Origin of the sequence: Actinoplanes sichuanensis (assembly GCF_033097365.1) — a bacterium.
Lineage (GTDB): Bacteria > Actinomycetota > Actinomycetes > Mycobacteriales > Micromonosporaceae > Actinoplanes > Actinoplanes sichuanensis.
On the sequence record NZ_AP028461.1, the window covers coordinates 2,327,631 to 2,343,452 of the forward strand.

Genomic DNA, 15,822 nt, shown 5'->3' on the forward strand with positions numbered 1-15,822 from the left:
TCACAGGCTCGCCGACCGGCCGAGGGGGATCCGGGAGTAGGAGGTGCCGGCCTTCGACTCCATCCAGGCGTCGAAATTGCCGTAACCGACGTCTGTGGACAGGGCCCGGTCGTGGATCGGGAAGGCCCGGGCCGGGGCGATGGCGCGGGTCATCTCGATCGCCTCGCGGTGTCGGCCCCACGGGGCGGCGGCCGGGACCAGCAGCGTGTGGACCGGGATGTCGGGCACGAAATACGAGTCGCCCGGGTGGTAGACGCCGTCGATGACGTAGCCGAGGTTGGGGCAGCCGGGCAGGCCGTCGATGATCTCGGCGTGCCGCCCGCCGACCGCGGTCACCGCGAACCCGGCCACCTCGAACACGTCTCCGGCCTCGACCGTGGTCACGAGGTCGCCGAGACCGGCGAGATCTCGCACCGAGGCCGGGCCGTGCAGACGCAGCGGGCGGGTGGCGGCCAGTTCCACGATGCGGTTCAGGTCCAGGTGGTCGTCGTGTTCGTGGGTCACCAGGATGTCGGTCACCCCGTCGAACGCCTCGGGTTCGGCCCATTCCCCCGGGTCCACCAGCAGGCGGCGGTCGCCGTCCTCGAGGCGGACGCAGGCGTGCGTGAACTTGACCAGTCGCATGGGTCGCACCCTATGCGGTGCGCAGGAGTTCGGTGGTCCGGTGCTGTTCGGCCGGGGTGCCGACCGGGGCCGCCACGAACTCGGTGATGCCCGTCTCGGCCAGGCGTCGTAAAGCGGTCCGGACGGTGTGCTCGTCGCCGATCACGGCCACGTCCTCAGGGCCCGCCGCGTTCTCGCGGTCCAGGACCGCCCGGTACTCGGGGACCCGGGCGGCCAGGCCGAACCTGGTCGCCACGTGGTCGCGCGCCGCGGCCGGGTCGGTGGTCACGCACACCGGCAGGGCGGCGACGATTCGTGGGGTTCGGGTACCGGCTGCCGCGGTGACCCGGGGGACCACATGGGATTCCAGGGTTCGGGGACCGGCCATCCACGTCACGGTTCCGGCCGTCAGCGAACCGGCCAGGTGCAGCAGCACAGGACTCAGGGCGGCCACCAGAACCTCAGGTGGATCAGTGGGCAGGTCGACCGTACCGCTGAGGGTCAGAAAATCGCCGGACACCGTGACCGGCTCGCCGCGCAGGAGCGGCAGCAACGCCGATAGGTATTCCCGCAGGTAGCGGGCCGGGTGGGCGGCCGGGAGGCCGAACATTGCGGTGACCATGGCGCCGATGCCCACGCCGATGCCGAGAGTGAGGCGTCCGCCGGTGGCGGCCTGGACGCTGAGAGCCTGGCTCGCCAGGACCAGCGGGTGACGCTGGCGGACCGGGACCACCGCGGTGCCGAGCGGGATGCCGGCTTGCTGTGTGCCGGCCACCGTCAGGGCGGTGAGCGCGTCCCAGCCGAGGGCCTGAGCTGCCCAGATGCCGTCGAGGCCGTGGGCTGCGGCGGCCTGTTCGCGTAGTCCGGCGGCGGTCACCGGGCCGCGCACCTCGCCGATCATGATGCTTGTCCGCATGCCTGCTCCTTTAGCGGAGAGCTTCTCCGGTTGTTGGGCGGTAGCATACGGAGAGGCTCTCCGGATGGCAACGCGGGAGCCGACGACAGATGGCGGGGGCGGTCGGATGCGTAGTGACGCTCAGCAGAACCGGGAACGGGTGCTCGCGGCGGCCCGGGCCGAGTTCACCGCGCACGGGGCGGGCGCGTCGCTCAACAAGATCGCGCAGCGTGCCGGGGTGGGCGCCGGCACGCTGTACCGGCACTTCCCGTCGGCGCAGGCGCTGCTCGTCGCGATCATCGCCGAGGACGTCGCCGCGCTCTGCGCCACCGGCCGGGACCTGTGCGGCGACCCGGACCCGGCCGAGGCTCTGCGCACCTGGCTGCGGGCCGTGGCCGTGCATGCGACCTCGATGCGCGGCCTGGTCGCCACCGAGTTGCTCGACGGCGCCGGAACGGCCCTGGCCGCCTGCCACGACGAGATCAGCGCGGTCGGTGCCGCACTGCTGGAGCGGGCCGGCTCCCCGGACCGGATCGACGACGTGCTCACCGTGGTCAACGCCGTCGCGTGGGCCAGCGAGCGTGCCCCGGCGGAGCAGGGGCGGCTCGACAGGCTGCTCGGGCTGGTGACGCGCGGTCTGCGGGTCAGCCGGCGGTGACCGTCGTCGGCAGGCCGGGCAGTTCGGCGGTCCAGCCGGACAGGTGAGCGGGCAGGACGGCGGTCACCGCGAGGAGTTGCTCGACGGTGCCGAGAGCCCGGCCGTCCGGATCCGGGTGGACGCGTTCGAGTTCCAGCATGACCAGGGCGTCGCGGCCCTGGAACTCGATCGACACCAGACCGATCTGGATCATCGCCGACAGTAGCTCGGTGGTCAGCAGTTGCTGCGCGACCGCCGGCGCCTCCGTGTCGCACCAGACCTCGCCCTCGGCGAGCGTGATCCGGGTGTGCGGCAGGGCGATGCCGAGGTGTACGGCGCAGACCGTGATCAGGCGCTGCTGCCACGGTCCGCAGACCGCGAACGGCATCGTGACGTAGGCGTCGGCAATGGTGAACGGACGACCCTCCGATACGCCGGAGGCCACCGCGAACGGGTGGCGCAGGGCCGCCTTCGACGGCGCGTTCAGCATCCCGGCGACCGAACCCGGTGACGTGGCGCGCGGCCCCGCCAACGTCCAGCGTGCCGTCAGTTCCGGCAGGTCCCGACGGAACGACAGCCCGTGGACGTCCTCGGCGGCCGCCCGGCGCCGCGCCGAGATCCGGGACCGCTCGCGGCCCCGCCGGATCGCCGGCACCGCGTAGTAGGCGCCGACCACCAGCAGGAGTCCGAGGACCGCGCCCGGCCAGGTGATCCACTGGGTGGCCCAGGCCAGTAGCAGTCCGGCCGCCGTCGCGAGGAAGACCGGGGTCTGGCCCTGCAGCGGGGTCCCGCTCGTGCTGTGCCGGCCGGTCCAGCCGTTCTCGTCCCGGTTGACGCCCAGCGCGAGGACCAGGTTGACCGCCGCCACCACGAGCGCCGCGATCGCGGTGTTCAGGCAGGCCCGGACCCAGTCGCCCGCATTGCCGTCGACGGTGACGAAGAACGTGCCGGCGAGCACCGCCCACCACACCATCACCAGGAAACCGAACCCGCTGTACGCCACCATGGCCGTCATCCAACCGGAGCAGCGGCGGGATCCCGGCGTGCGTTGGACACCGTTGGACACCGATGGTTCCGGATCGGCGGACCAGTGGTTCAGGATCGACGGACCAGCCATACCGCCACGGCCAGGAAGACGACGGCCAGGGCCACGAAGCCACCCGCCTCGATGGCCTGGAAGGTCCAGAAGCTGCTGTCCGGGTGGTATTCGGTCCAGTGCCGGAGACCGTGATCGATCATGAAGCTCTCCACCCGGGCATCCGAGCTGTAGAGCGCGTCGGCGCCGCCGTACACCTGCCTGATGATCGCCGACTCCTCGCCGTCGGTGAGCCGGTGCCCGGCCGCGTCGACCCAGCTGTTCTGCACGATCCAGTCGGTGTCCGGCAGCCGGGCCGTCTCGACGCCCGGCTGCGGGTCGGTGATCCGGACCAGGGGAGCCTGATAGTGCGGGCGGACGTACTCCTCCAACGGCAGCCGCACCGCGAGGAAGGTACCGAGCGCGGCCGCCATGGCCACGATCGTGCGGCGCAGCAGCGCACCGGCCAGCACACCGGTGGCGAACGCGAACAGACCGGCCGCGGCCAGGCTCGGTGACGCGATCAGGAACGAGATGGCGCCCAGCCGGCCGTCGATCTCGTTCAGTGGTCCGCGCCACCACGTGAACAGGGCGCCGAACGCGGCCCCGACCACGACGACCGCCGAGCCGACCAGGGCCAGCTTCGTCAGCAGCCAGCGGGTCCGCGACACGCTCTGGGTGAACGCCAACCGCCAGGTGCCCTGCTCGTACTCGCGGGCCAGCAGGGGAGCACCGACGAAGGTGCCGGCCAGGGCGGGCAGGAAGGCGCCCCACAACAGGCGGTTCGCCCACTGGTCGTACCGATCGACGAACTGCTCGATCAGTTGCCCGCAGCCGCCCCGGCTCGCCGGATCGGCGACGCACGCCGCGATGCCGTCGGACCGGTACTGCTCGTGCATCGTCACGCCGGTGACGATCAGCGGGAGCGCGGCGAGCAGCAGCAGGGCGGCCGCGACCAGGAGTTCCATGCGGTGCTGCCGCCAGGTCAGCCAGTACACGGCGGGTCTACCTCTCGTCCAGATAGGCCAGCACCAGGTCTTCCAGGCTGACCGGGTGCGATTCCCAGCGGGGATGCGCCGGTACGCCCGGCGGCTGGCGGACCAGCAGGTTGCTGCTGCGTTCGCCGTGGGTGGCGGCGATGACGCCGGGCGCGGTCTCGCCGGTGCGCGGTCCGGTCAGCAGCCGATGCTCGGCCAGCAGGTCGTCGATGTCGCCGGTCAGGCGCACCCGGCCCTGATGCAGCAGCACCAGGTGGTCGCAGACCCGTTCGAGTTCGGCGACCACGTGCGAGGAGAGCAGGACGGTCAGGTCGGACTCGGCGACCGCGTCGACCAGGGTCCGCATCACCTCGCGGCGGGCCAGCGGGTCGAGGCTGGCCACCGGCTCGTCCAGGATCAGCAGGCGCGGCTGCTTGGCCAGCGCGAGGGTGAGCGCCACCTGGGCCTGCTGGCCGCCGGAGAGCGCGCCCGCCTTGCGACCGAGCGGGATGTCGAGGTCCGTCAGGCGTCGTTCGGCCCCGGCCTGGTCGAAGCGTGGATTCAGTGAACGTCCGAAACGGATCATGTCGGCGACGGTGAACCCGGAGTACAGCGGGTGGTCCTGGGCGACGAACCCCACCTGGTCGACCGCGGCCGGACGGCCGAACACCGTCACCGTGCCCTCGGTCGGCTCGAGCAGGCCGATCGCCAGGTGCAGCAGGGTGGTCTTGCCCGCGCCGTTCGCGCCGACCAGTCCGATGATGCGGCCCTGCGGCAGCTCCAGAGTGCAGTCGCGCAGTGCCCAGTTGCGGCGGTAGCGGCGGCCCAGCCCGGTGGCGCACAGGGCGGCTTCGCCGGTCATGCCGCGCCCGCCTGCGCCTGGTCGTCGTCGAGGGTGGCGGTGACCAGGGCGCGGATCTGATCGTGGTCGAGGCCCGCGTCGTGGGCGGTGCGCAGCCAGCCGCGCAGACCGTGCGACAGCTTGACGTAGGTGGCGGCCGGAACCTGGTCGACGCTGCCGACCACGAAGGTGCCCTGACCGGCACGCGGGGCGGCCAGACCGGCCCGCTCCAGATCCCGGTAGGCCTTGGCGACCGTGTTCGGATTGATCACCAGAGTGGCGGCCACCTCACGAACCGTCGGCAGCCGGTCGCCGTCGACCAGGTAGCCGAGCAGCAGCCCGCGGCGTACCTGATCGACGAGCTGCAGATACGTCGGTACTCCCGACCTTGCGTCCAGCCGGAACGCGAACACGCGGCATCGACCACCCTTCTTCTGTGTCGGTGTACTAGCACCCTAGTACAATGGTACGCGACAGGTGAACCCGCCTCCCGGCACGTTTCGGCCTACCGGCTCTGCGACCATGGCGGCGTGGGTTTCGGATACAAGACGTCGTGGCTGGCCGTGCCGGACCGCACGCCGGTAGAGGTGGCCGACGCTCTGGACCTGCACTCCCGGGAGACCCTCGACTGGCCGACCGGAACCGGCCGTGCCTACGACCACGGCGTCTTCGTCGCCGAACCAGTGCCCGGCTGGACAGTCGCCCACAGCCGGAGGCACCTGCCGCCGGATTTCGACGCCACGGATCCCCGGTTCCCGGCCTGGCTCGCCGACCTGAGCCGCCGGTTGGGTGAGGTGCAGTTCTTCGCCAGCGAACGGGTCGGCGGCTATTTCGCCTGGGCCCGCGCCCGCGACGGCCACCTGTCACGGGCCTATTGCTTCACCGACGACGGGGTGTCCCCGTTCATCGGCGAACCGACTCCGGCGGAGATCGCGCTGAACCTCGGCACCCGCAGTTCCGAGGAGACGGGCGGCTAGTGCTAGTCGAGGGGTGTTGCCGACGTGCCGCCGGGAACCCGCGAGGTCGCCCGGTCGACGTGGGTCAGGTGGTGGCTGCGGCTGTCGCTGACCGGGCGTATCGCGCGGCCATGTCCGGGGTGGCGGGGGAGCGCATCAGGGCCAGCTCGTAGAAGATCGGGGCGCACGAGGCGACCAGGATCGTTCGTGGGTCCGCGTCGGGGGCGGCGCGTTCCACCACCACCGCCGCGGTGGTGAAACGGTCGTCCCAGAAGCGTTGTAGCGCCTCGGCCGCCGCCGGCGAGCGGAACGACGCCGTGATCAGGGCCCGGGTGACCGATGGCTCGGCGGTCAGGGCGGTGACTATCTGCTGGTTGATCTCGGTCAGGTCGCCCAGGAGAGAACCAGTGTCCGGGGGTTGCCAGGGCTGTTCACGGGCGGCCTCGAACGAGTCGGCCAGCAGGGCTCCCGGGTCGCGCCAGCGGCGGTAGATGGTCGTCCGGTGGATTCCGGAGCGGGCGGCCACCGCGTCCATCGTCACCGCGTCGAAACCGCCCTCCAGCAGCAGGGATGCCACGGCTTCGAGGACCTGTCCACGGGTGCGGGCGGTGCGGCCGCCGGGGCGGGCGGCTCCCGGAGGTGCTTGCGGGATCGGCTCCATGTGGTTAATGCTACAGGTGTAGCGTTAGTGAGGGAACGAGGGAGGCGACGATGACTACGTACCGCGAAGTGATCCTTCCGGAGGGCTGGGCGCCCTACGCCGTCGCCGGAGACCCGGCCGGGGATCTGTGCGCGACGATCCTGGATCCGCCGGGGATCGCCCGGGTGGTGGACGGCGAGATCCGGCACGAACCACTGGACAGCCGCCCGATGCTGCTCGCCGTGGCCGACGGTTCGCTCTGGTGCACCCGCTCCGACGACCGGCTGAGCCGATGGGACGCCGAGGGTGGGCACACGGTGATCGACGTGCCGGCCGGGTCGGCGCCGTACGGCATCGCGGCCGCCCACGACGGGGGAGTCTGGTTCACCGCGCCGGGCCGGAACCAGATCGGCCGGCTCACCGCCGCCGGCGACCTGACCATGATCGATCTGCCGGTTCCCGACGCGAGAGCCGCGATGATCACCGTCACGGCCGACGGCGCCGCGTGGGCCGCGCTCAACGGTGCCGGCGCGCTCGCCCGGATCACCGACGTGGTGGTCGAGATCGTCGAGTTGCCGGGTGGGCGGGCGCCGGCCGCGCCGGTCGGTGTCACCGCCTCGGCGGATGGTGTCTGGTATGCGGATATCGCCGGAGGCTGCATCGGAGTCGCCGACCCGGCCGGATCTGTCGAGCAGGTCGATTTCGGCGATCCGGACTGCCGCCCGCACGCGGTGGCCGCCGACCCCGAGGGCGGTTGCTGGGTGACGCTGTGGGGTTCCGGCCGGTTGGCCCATGTCTCCGCCGGGGGTGAGGTCGCTCTCCATCGCCTGCCCGGCCGGGAGCCGCACGGCCTCTGGGTTTCCGGCGCGGAGGTGTGGGTGGCGATGGAGAGCGGGTCGCTGGTGGCCGTCCACCCGGGCTGAGCCGCTGCGGCCGCACTCGGCGAAGTCCAGGCCACGTGTCCCGGAGGGGCCCGTCAGACGCCGGCGATACCGTTGGATACGTCGATGGCTCGGCGCCATTTCTCCTTTTCGGCGGCAGAGCGGGTGGCCATCATCCGGTAGGTCGCCTGACGTGAGTAGTCCAACGCGACGGTCCGGACCATCCCACGCTTCGCGGAGGGGACGCCACGCATCACCCGCCACGGACGGGTGGCCGGTGAGAAGAAGTGGGCAGCGGTCGACAGCGCCGGCACCCTCAGGGGACGAGGGTGCCGGCGTGACGGATCAGCTGCCGCAGCCGCCGTAGACGCGGAACTCGAACAGCGAGTAGCCGTACGGCGTACCTCGGGAAGTGCCGTTGACCCTGATGTAGCGCCCGCTCCCGGAGAGGGCGACCGAATCGGTCCCGCCGTCACCGTTGGTGACCGTCGCGGCGGTGGTCCAGGAGTTGCCGTCGGTCGACGTCTGGATCGTGTAGGCCGTGCCGTAGGCGGCTTCCCAGACCAACTCGGCCCGGCTCAGTGACTGCGTCGAACCGAGGTCGACCTGCAACCACTGCGGGTCGGCGAAGGTGCTCGACCAGCGGGTGGCCGCGTTGCCGTCGACCGCGTTGGACGCCGGGAAGTCGGCGCTCTCGGTGGACGACGCGGTGGCGGGCCGGCCCTGGGACAGGAGCGTGCAGGTGGGTGACGGCGACGGGTTGACCACGCCGCCCCCGTTGGCGTTGCCGCCGCTCCAGGTCAGAGCACCGACGGTGGCCGTCTTGCCGGCGGCGACGCTCATCGTCCGCCCGTCGGAGAACGTCACGTTCAGTGTGCTGTTGGTGATGTTCGAGGCCACGTAGGTCTTGACGCCGTTCTTGGTGAACACCTTGGCCAGCGGATGGTTCGCCGTCACGGTCTTGTCGATCGTGCCGAGCGCCGCGAGGTTGCGGATCCAGTGGAAGGTGTGCGCCTTGCTCTCACCCTCCTCTGAGGTGTAGTCGCCGCCGCTCGCCCGGAACTTCGACAACGCGGAGTCACCGTCGCCGAGCGCGAGGAACTGCCAGTGCATGTCGCGCCACTGCTGTGGTTCGCCGCCGTTGTTGCGGACCAGTTCGGCGTAGGTGTTGCGCACCGACTCCGGGTAGTCGCCCAGGTAGAGCTGCCCGCCGGTCATCGGCAGCATGTTGATGCCGACCACCAGCGCGTGCTCACCGCTGAACCAGGTGGCGTAGGCGCCGCCCGAACCCCACACGATGGCCGCGTAGTTGTGGCCCCACTGGCTGGGGAAGTTCTCGCCGGTGACGTCGAACCAGTACTCGTTGATCGCCGCGGCCTGCGTGGTGTGCAGCCAGATCCCGGCGTCGCGGACGGTGTTGTTGCCGGTCGCCTGACCCCACTGGATGAGCGCGTTGGAGAAGTTCTGGCCTTCCGACGACGACTCCTGGTTGTTGCCCGCACCGAAGGCGCCGTGCCCGGAGGCCCAGTCATGACCGGCATAGATGTCGAAGTCGCGGAGGTACGGGAACCGCGTGTCACCCCGGTCGTAGTTGTTGGCGTCGCGGATCAGCAGGTCGACCATGCCGCCGTACTGGCCGGTGGTGGCCCAGGTCGGGTCGAACTTGGCGAGGGTGGCCGCGGCCGCCACGAAGTAACCGTAGTGGAAGTGGTGGTCGTTGAGGTCCTCGTCGGAGGCGTAGGACGCCGGGTAGCCGATCAGCGTGCCCCAGTTGCGGTCGTAGTAGAACAGCCGCGCGGTCTTGCCGGACGACGCGGTGAACCAGTCGGTGATCCGTGTCTTGATCACGTTGAGGGCGGCGTCCCGCACGCTGGTCAGGTTGAGCTGGTCGGCGATCTCCGCGATCCGCGCGGCCCGGCCCAGACCCTTGCCGGTCCAGTAGGTGTCGTCGCCGCGGAAGTCGGCCGGGTTGCCCAGTTCGGCGTTCAGGTAGCCGGTGACGGTGGTCAGGTCGGCGCCGCTGCTGTCGGCGACGGCCGGGATCTCCGGCAGCACCCCGGTGTACTTCATCGTGGTGCGGAACTGCGTGCCGGTCACGATCTTCATGCGGCCGCGCGGGGAGACGTACGTCTGCGTCGAAGGTGTCGATCCGGTCAGGTATCGCCATTGATGCGGGTAGAGCGCGATGACCGTGCCGGAGCCGCTGCCCTCCCGGACCGTCGTGGTGAAGGCGTAGGTCGTGTCGACCGTGCCGCTCGCCTGGCTGTAGCCGTAGGAGACACGCGTGCCGGTGACGTGGTTGTGCGCGTAGGCGTTCCACGAGTCGGCCAGCGCGACCTTCTCCGCGATGCTGTTCGCGGTCGTGGTCGGCAGCACGCCGACGGTGAAGTAGCCCTTGCCCGCGAGCGTCGAGCGGAACGTGTTGCCGCTGGCGGTCCACGTCGAGCCGGTCGGGCCCCACGCGACGTAGTCCTGTCCGGCGATCGAGAAGCCGAGCCGGTTGCCGCTGTTCGACCAGGCGGTCGGCGGGCCGGTCACGGTGATCAGCGCGTCGCCGCCGGTGGCCTGGAAGTAGGTCAGCGGCAGGCCGTGGCCGATGGTCGCCTTCAGCGTGCGGGTGCCGTCGCTCCACGACGGCGTCACGGTCCAGTCGGTCCAGCCGTCGACCAGCGCCTTCGGCGCGTTCAAACCGGCAACCCCGACAACCAGTTTCTGGGCGTACGGGTAGTGGTACTCGCCGAGGCCGGTCGCGCTGCCGCTGATCGCCGGCGTCTGTTCGTAGGAGAACCCGAGTCCGCTCGCGACCGGCCGGTAGGCGAGCGGGTGCGCGTACAGCGGCTGCGAGAAGGCGCAGTCGTCGCCCTTCTTGAACAGCAGCGACGACCACCAGTCGTTGGTCGGGACGGCGCCCGCGGGCGCGTTCGCGGTGACGTTCTCCCGCGGGTTGGTCGACACCGATCCGCAGCCGGTGGGCAGTTTCGCGCCGGCGGGGAGGGTCTCGGTGTAGCTGCCGGCGCCGATCGTCGCGGCGTCGGCGCTGCCGGACAGGGTGACGGCCAGTATGCCCGAACTGACCGCGACCACGAGCGCGGCTGCCGAACGTGCCAATCGCATGGGGGAAGCCCTCCGGTGGGGGATGTGAGAGCGCTCTCTCGGCGGTGACGGTAACTGTGTCCAACTAGTTCGGTCAATGTTTCCAAGCAGTTACCCAGGTCCGGAACCGTCCGGCGCGGGTTTCCTCTGCGGGCGGCCTTGGATTCTCCATCGAGCCGCCGATAATGGGCAGGTGAGCGGATCTTTGAGCACCGGCTCGATCCCGTCCGGGGCGCGAACGGCCGCCACCGCCCACCGGCCTGCCCGCTCGCCGGCCGCCATCGCCGCACTCGCTGCCGAGATCCAGTCGCTGGAGTTCCGGTTCGGCATCGACGGCGCCCATGTGCTGACCCGCTCGGCCGAGCTCGCCGCCGAGGCCCGCACCCACGGCGAGCACGCGCTGTACCTGTGGGCCCGCCTGCTGGAAGCCAACATGCGCCGCCGCTCCGGCGAGTTGGCGACCGCCGCGGCCATCTGCTCCGAGGTCAACGCCTGGGCCCAGCAGCACCGGCACCGTCCGCTGCTGGCCCGCAGTCACCAGCAGTTGTCGACGGTCCAGGACAACCTCGGCGACATCGCCGCCGGCCTGGAACACGCGGTCCGCGCGGTCGAGGCGCTCGACGACGACACCTCGCCCCGGGCCCGCGGCGTGATCCTGCTGCGCCTGGCCGACGTCCTGGCCCAGGGCGGCTCGATCGAGGCGGCCCGCACCCGGTACGGCCACGCCGAGCAGGTCGCCGTCGCCGCCGAGGACGTCGACCTGCACCTGGTCGTGCTCAACAACCTGGCCTATGCCGAGCACCTGTCCGGCGACCACGAACGCGCCTGGACCGCGGTGCAACGCCTGCGGACGGTGACCGAGACCGCCGGCGGGGAACTGTCCGCCGACGCCCTCGACACGATGGCGATGATCCAGGTCGGTCGCGGCCGCTATCCGGAGGCGGCCGAGATCGCACGGGGCAACGTGGAGGCCTACGAGGTGGCCGGGCCCGACGACGCCGACGGCCTGGCCGAATACCTGCTCACCCTGGCGATCGCCCAGCGCCACCTCGGTGACACCGGCGCCGCCCAGGCCGGCCTGGACCGCTGCGCCGCGCTCTGCGACGAGCGCGAACTCGCCGGTGTCGGCGTCCGGGTCCTGCAGGAACAGGCCGAACTGCACGCGGCGTGCGGGGACACCGGCCGGGCGTTCAGCGTCTACAAGCGGTTCCATGAGGCCGAACGCGAACTCCACTCCCAGCAGCGCGACGCGCAGGCCCGCGCCCGGCACGCCGTCTTCGAGACCGCCGAGGCCCGCCGCGAGGCCGAACGCTTCCGGGAACAGGCCCGCCGCGACCCGCTGACCGGCCTGCCGAACCGCCGCTACGTCGACGAGACCCTGCCCGGCCTGCTCGCCGGGGAGCCGGTGGTCGTCGCGCTGGTCGACCTGGACCACTTCAAACGGGTCAACGACATCTGCTCCCACGAGATCGGCGACCGTGTCCTGGTCGCGCTGGCCGACCTGCTGATCGAGGCGTCGCGTTCTCCCGGCGCGTTCGCGGCCCGCCTCGGCGGCGAGGAGTTCCTGCTGGTCCTGCCCGGCTGCGGGGTTGCCGAAGCGCTACCGGTGCTGGAGCGCTTCCGCCTGTCCGTTCAGGATCATCCGTGGCGGCCGCTGACCGGCAACCTGCCGGTGACGGTCAGCGTCGGCGCCACTGAGTCCGGTCCCGGCGACACCCAGCGGCGCGTCCTCGGAGCCGCCGACAAGCTCCTCTACGAGGCCAAACACGCCGGCCGCAACCGGTGTGTCATCGACGTGTTCGAGCCGGGCGCGTCCTGATGCCCGGTCGGCGGTTGCTCAGCCGACCATCCAGTCACCCGAGGCGGGGTCCGTGGATTCCTTGCCGATGCGGACCCGATGGGGCCGCGCGTGCTCGAAGATCTGGAACACCACCCGGTGATCGACCCGCATACCCGGGTCGTACCCGACGCCTCCGGCGGCGACCTTCAGGGTCTTGGTCATTTCGGCATCGTGTTCGTACCAGGTGCCGTCCGCGTCGCACAGCCAGACCTTCTCCATGTTCAGCAGGTTCAGGTTTCGCCGGCTGATGTTGTGCTCGCTCGCCGTGACCGACACGAGTCGCCGGCCGGCTGACGGCTGCAGATTCGTGGCCGGCCTCACGTCGTCCACGCCGCGTACCGTAACCTCGCGCTGCCACTCCATGGACGGGTAGGGCTGGCGGATCTTGACGGCGTCGCCGGCCGCGACCCTCGGCCCGCGGTAGGGCAGTCTCGTGAGGAGTGGCACCCGTGTCATCCCCTGCACGCCGGTGGGCCTGGGATCCGCGGCGATCACCGGGTTCGACAAGCAGGCATATCCGTCGAGTTCACCGACCACAGCCGCGACGGTGCCGGCCGTGATGACGAGAACGGAAACGGCCAGCAGTACCCGCCCGCGCGGACGACGGCTGGGCGCTGCCGGCGCCGGAGGTTCGTCCTTCTCCACCTTCTGAGCCACCGGGGGTTGCTCCGGGCGGGTGCGGCGGCCCGCCTGGAACGCCGCCGCGACGAGTGCCGTGGTGACGGTCGAGTAGGCGAGTCGGCGGAACGTGCGTTTGCTGGGCCGGGGCACGGCCGCAGTCATCGGCGAACCGTGCCCCGACCTGAGGCTTGCCCGGCTCTGGCCGGGTGCGCAAGGCACTGCGGAGGCGGGCTTGCCCCGATCCGGCATGATCGGCCGGGTGAGCCCTGAAGGTGAGGAGTGGCAGCTCGGGCACCGGATCCAGGAGCCCTGTGGACAGGCGCAGGACTGGTGGGAGCTGCACCCGGTGACGCTGGTGCGGCCCGGTGCGGGCGAGACCACCACCCGGCTGCTCTGCGCGACCTGTGACGAGGCGGTGGACTGTGTCGTCGTCAGCGAGGCCGGCCGGCGGCGACGGCGGTGGCGGACCCGTGCGGTGAGTGTCGCGGCGGCCTCCGGCGCGATCTTGCTGACGGCCGGCTCGGTTGGTGGCGTGACGGGCATGTTCGTGCTCGGCGCGGAGGGAAAGCCGCTGCTAGCCGCCGCGTCGGGAGCGATGGGCCTGATCTACTACTGGCTCACCTACCTGATAGGCCCCCACATCCGTCCGTGGGGGACCACTGCGCCCGGTGACGAGGACGTCCGGCTGGTGTCCCCGTCACCGGTGCACGAGCTCCGGCCGCCGAGCCGCCGAAGCGAGATCCCGGCGCCGGATCAGGCTGTCTGACTCACTCGGCGCGGACGTTGTCGAGGTGGACGGTGCCCGGGTTGATGTAGATCCAGAGGACTCGGACGTCGGCCAGGGCGGTGCTGTCGCAGGACATCGCGGACAGCAGGTCGATGGTGGCCGTGGTGGTGGTGTCCTGGTTGATCCAGGTGAAGTTGGACTGGCACCAGGCGAAACCGGAACCGGTCTGCACCGCGATCGCCGCGTTGGTGCCGGCGGTCGGGCTGGTCCGCAGGTCGTACTCGAGGGCGCTGCGGGTGGACAGGTCGATCGGCTCGGCGAAGGTGACGCCGAACCAGCCGCCGTCGGCCGCGTCGACTCGCAGGCCGTGCGTGCCGTGGGTGGCGAAGTCGGTGGTCTGTGCCACGGTTCCGCCGTTGGCCTGCCATGATGCCGACGCCCAGCCCTCGGTGCCGGTCTCGAACGAGGCGAGGACCGCCACCGCCGCCGGGTCGGGTTTCACGGTGACCGTCACGGTCGCCGTGTTCGACAGCCGGCCTGCCTGGTCGCGAACCGTGTACGAGGCGGTCGCCTTGCCGACGAAACCGGTGTTCGGGGTGAAGGTCAGCGCCCCGGCGGCGGTGATCGTGAAGGTGCCGGCGGCGACGGTGAGGGTCCGCTGCCGCTGCGGCGTGGCCGGATCCAGATCGACGCTCGCGGTCTGGATCGGGCTGCGGTAGCCGATGTCGTTGGCGGTCGGCTGCAGGGTTGCGGCGGTGTCGAACTCGGTCACCGCGGTGTCGTGGTCGGCGACCGGCGGCCGTGACCGCTGTCCGAAAGCGATCTCGTCGCTCGCGTTGCTGATCGTGGTGCAGACCGGGCTCGGGCAGTAGACCGTGAAACCGTCGTAATCCGGGTACAGCGAGCCGTCGTCCTGGGAGCCGGAGAGGATCCAATACAGGAAACCGTTTCCGCCGGTACGGGTGAAGTCGTTCAGCCATTGCCGGTAGACGGGGTTGCGGGTGTTCTTGTTCTTCCACCCGAACTCACCGAGCATGACCGCCTTGCCGAGCTGTCGGGCGGCCTCGTTGTGGCGGGTGATGTAGTCCGACGCCCACTGCGGGGTGCGGTTGCCCCAGCCGTCCGGGTACAGGTGGTAGGACATCACGTCGATGGCCGGCAGTTTCGTCAGGGCGATGCTGTCCACGCCCTCGCCGCAGTTGTCGATCCAGTCCGGCGCGTCCGGCCCGTCGCAGAAGAAGCCCTCGTCGCCGACGCTGACCAGGTGTTTCGGGTCGACCGATTTGATGTGGCGGGACATCTCGTCGGCCCAGGCGGTGACCGTGGTGGTGGTGCAGGCGCTGCTCTGCGGGTAGACGCCCGAGCCCTTGCAGCGGGGCTCGTTGCCGAGTTCCCAGGTCATGATCGTCGGGTCGTCCTTGTACTTGACGCCGGTGATGGTGTTGGTCCGGTTCAGCACATGGTCGATGTAGTCCTTGTACCAGCCCTTGATCACCGGGTCGGTGTAGAACTCGTCGTGGTGGGCGCCGCCGCGCCAGCGTACGTACTGATCGATGCCGCCGAAGTCGGACCAGTTGTTGGTCAGTGGCAGCACCAGTTTGATCCCGCGCTGTCGTGCCGCGGCGATGACGTAGTCGAGCCGTTCCAGGCCGTCCGGGCCGTCGTTGAAGGCGGGTTTCGTGCCGTCCCAGTACTGGAAGTAGACGCCGTCCGGGGCGGGCGCCACCGAGTTGCTGCCGTCGGCGTTGCCGATCAGGCCGAACGCCCACGTCCGCAGGACGGTGAAGTCGGCGGCCGCGGCGTCGTCCAGCACGTCGTCGACCATCGCCCGGCTCTTGTAGAACAGGTAGTAGTTGTTGGTGCCGCCGAAGCGGAACGTCTTGCCGTTCAGGGTCAGCCGGTGCCCGTCGCGGACGACGAACCCGCCCGGCGATGGTGGGGCCGCCGTGGCGGGCGCGGTGGCGGCCAGCGCGCTGACCAGCGCCGCCAGGAGAACGACGATGCGGCTCCGCATGGACTACTCCAACCTCTATCGA

The 15,822-nt window shown here is 70.7% G+C and carries 15 protein-coding genes; 5 read left to right on the plus strand and 10 right to left on the minus strand.

Features of this window, described 5'->3' with window-relative positions:
• Both Q0Z83_RS10315 and Q0Z83_RS10320 read right to left on the minus strand, forming a co-directional pair.
• Positions 1–624, minus strand: coding sequence for an MBL fold metallo-hydrolase (locus tag Q0Z83_RS10315; protein WP_317793623.1), 624 nt, complete (start codon positions 622–624; stop codon positions 1–3).
• A gap of 10 nt (positions 625–634) precedes the next feature.
• Complete coding sequence (locus tag Q0Z83_RS10320; protein WP_317793624.1) at positions 635–1,519, minus strand: TIGR03564 family F420-dependent LLM class oxidoreductase; 885 nt, start codon at positions 1,517–1,519, stop codon at positions 635–637.
• A 106-nt stretch (positions 1,520–1,625) separates the two neighbouring features.
• On the opposite strand from Q0Z83_RS10320, the gene Q0Z83_RS10325 reads away from it, so the two are divergent.
• A complete protein-coding gene (locus Q0Z83_RS10325; RefSeq protein WP_317793625.1) occupies positions 1,626–2,156 on the plus strand; it encodes a TetR/AcrR family transcriptional regulator in 531 nt (176 codons plus the stop codon).
• On the opposite strand, the gene Q0Z83_RS10330 is transcribed toward Q0Z83_RS10325, so the two are convergent.
• The 4 genes from Q0Z83_RS10330 to Q0Z83_RS10345 form a co-directional block, all read right to left on the minus strand.
• Positions 2,143–3,141 carry a hypothetical protein gene (locus tag Q0Z83_RS10330; RefSeq protein WP_317793626.1) on the minus strand — a complete coding sequence of 333 codons (999 nt, stop codon included), beginning with the start codon at positions 3,139–3,141 and terminating at the stop codon, positions 2,143–2,145. The genes Q0Z83_RS10325 and Q0Z83_RS10330 overlap by 14 nt on opposite strands.
• Before the next feature lie 89 nt (positions 3,142–3,230).
• Complete coding sequence (locus Q0Z83_RS10335) at positions 3,231–4,208, minus strand: ABC transporter permease subunit (RefSeq protein WP_317793627.1); 978 nt, start codon at positions 4,206–4,208, stop codon at positions 3,231–3,233.
• 7 nt (positions 4,209–4,215) lie between these two features.
• On the minus strand, positions 4,216–5,049 hold the full coding sequence (locus tag Q0Z83_RS10340; RefSeq protein WP_317793628.1) for an ABC transporter ATP-binding protein: 834 nt from the start codon (positions 5,047–5,049) through the stop codon (positions 4,216–4,218).
• Positions 5,046–5,441 carry a GntR family transcriptional regulator gene (locus Q0Z83_RS10345; RefSeq protein WP_317793629.1) on the minus strand — a complete coding sequence of 132 codons (396 nt, stop codon included), beginning with the start codon at positions 5,439–5,441 and terminating at the stop codon, positions 5,046–5,048. Before Q0Z83_RS10345 ends, Q0Z83_RS10340 begins: the two co-directional genes overlap by 4 nt.
• Before the next feature lie 117 nt (positions 5,442–5,558).
• Between Q0Z83_RS10345 and Q0Z83_RS10350 the strand changes: the two genes are divergently transcribed.
• Complete coding sequence (locus Q0Z83_RS10350) at positions 5,559–6,005, plus strand: hypothetical protein (RefSeq protein WP_317793630.1); 447 nt, start codon at positions 5,559–5,561, stop codon at positions 6,003–6,005.
• Positions 6,006–6,069: 64 nt separating this feature from the next.
• On the opposite strand, the gene Q0Z83_RS10355 is transcribed toward Q0Z83_RS10350, so the two are convergent.
• A complete protein-coding gene (locus Q0Z83_RS10355; protein WP_317793631.1) occupies positions 6,070–6,645 on the minus strand; it encodes a TetR/AcrR family transcriptional regulator in 576 nt (191 codons plus the stop codon).
• Between the two features lie 50 nt (positions 6,646–6,695).
• On the opposite strand from Q0Z83_RS10355, the gene Q0Z83_RS10360 reads away from it, so the two are divergent.
• Positions 6,696–7,547 (plus strand): Vgb family protein, encoded by an 852-nt coding sequence (locus Q0Z83_RS10360; RefSeq protein WP_317793632.1) that lies wholly within the window; start codon positions 6,696–6,698, stop codon positions 7,545–7,547.
• A 303-nt stretch (positions 7,548–7,850) separates the two neighbouring features.
• On the opposite strand, the gene Q0Z83_RS10365 is transcribed toward Q0Z83_RS10360, so the two are convergent.
• A complete protein-coding gene (locus tag Q0Z83_RS10365) occupies positions 7,851–10,619 on the minus strand; it encodes a glycosyl hydrolase (RefSeq protein ID WP_317793633.1) in 2,769 nt (922 codons plus the stop codon).
• Between the two features lie 172 nt (positions 10,620–10,791).
• On the opposite strand from Q0Z83_RS10365, the gene Q0Z83_RS10370 reads away from it, so the two are divergent.
• Positions 10,792–12,417 (plus strand): tetratricopeptide repeat-containing diguanylate cyclase, encoded by a 1,626-nt coding sequence (locus Q0Z83_RS10370; protein WP_317793634.1) that lies wholly within the window; start codon positions 10,792–10,794, stop codon positions 12,415–12,417.
• An 18-nt stretch (positions 12,418–12,435) separates the two neighbouring features.
• Here the strand turns inward: Q0Z83_RS10370 and Q0Z83_RS10375 are convergent, their stop codons facing one another.
• A complete protein-coding gene (locus tag Q0Z83_RS10375; RefSeq protein ID WP_317793635.1) occupies positions 12,436–13,221 on the minus strand; it encodes a hypothetical protein in 786 nt (261 codons plus the stop codon).
• Between the two features lie 97 nt (positions 13,222–13,318).
• Here Q0Z83_RS10375 and Q0Z83_RS10380 point away from each other — a divergent pair, with 97 nt between their 5' ends.
• A complete protein-coding gene (locus Q0Z83_RS10380) occupies positions 13,319–13,825 on the plus strand; it encodes a hypothetical protein (protein WP_317793636.1) in 507 nt (168 codons plus the stop codon).
• A gap of 1 nt (position 13,826) precedes the next feature.
• On the opposite strand, the gene Q0Z83_RS10385 is transcribed toward Q0Z83_RS10380, so the two are convergent.
• Positions 13,827–15,800 carry a cellulase family glycosylhydrolase gene (locus tag Q0Z83_RS10385; protein ID WP_317793637.1) on the minus strand — a complete coding sequence of 658 codons (1,974 nt, stop codon included), beginning with the start codon at positions 15,798–15,800 and terminating at the stop codon, positions 13,827–13,829.
• Positions 15,801–15,822: the final 22 nt, after the last annotated feature.

What these genes read in the sequence shown, in the direction of transcription:
- Q0Z83_RS10315 (WP_317793623.1), bottom strand. Translation starts at nt 624, where the DNA reads ATGCGACTGGTCAAGTTCACGCACGCCTGCGTCCGCCTCGAGGACGGC.
- Q0Z83_RS10320 (WP_317793624.1), bottom strand. Translation starts at nt 1,519, where the DNA reads ATGCGGACAAGCATCATGATCGGCGAGGTGCGCGGCCCGGTGACCGCC.
- Q0Z83_RS10325 (WP_317793625.1), top strand. Translation starts at nt 1,626, where the DNA reads ATGCGTAGTGACGCTCAGCAGAACCGGGAACGGGTGCTCGCGGCGGCC.
- Q0Z83_RS10330 (WP_317793626.1), bottom strand. Translation starts at nt 3,141, where the DNA reads ATGGTGGCGTACAGCGGGTTCGGTTTCCTGGTGATGGTGTGGTGGGCG.
- Q0Z83_RS10340 (WP_317793628.1), bottom strand. Translation starts at nt 5,049, where the DNA reads ATGACCGGCGAAGCCGCCCTGTGCGCCACCGGGCTGGGCCGCCGCTAC.
- Q0Z83_RS10355 (WP_317793631.1), bottom strand. Translation starts at nt 6,645, where the DNA reads ATGGAGCCGATCCCGCAAGCACCTCCGGGAGCCGCCCGCCCCGGCGGC.
- Q0Z83_RS10360 (WP_317793632.1), top strand. Translation starts at nt 6,696, where the DNA reads ATGACTACGTACCGCGAAGTGATCCTTCCGGAGGGCTGGGCGCCCTAC.
- Q0Z83_RS10365 (WP_317793633.1), bottom strand. Translation starts at nt 10,619, where the DNA reads ATGCGATTGGCACGTTCGGCAGCCGCGCTCGTGGTCGCGGTCAGTTCG.
- Q0Z83_RS10375 (WP_317793635.1), bottom strand. Translation starts at nt 13,221, where the DNA reads ATGACTGCGGCCGTGCCCCGGCCCAGCAAACGCACGTTCCGCCGACTC.
- Q0Z83_RS10385 (WP_317793637.1), bottom strand. Translation starts at nt 15,800, where the DNA reads ATGCGGAGCCGCATCGTCGTTCTCCTGGCGGCGCTGGTCAGCGCGCTG.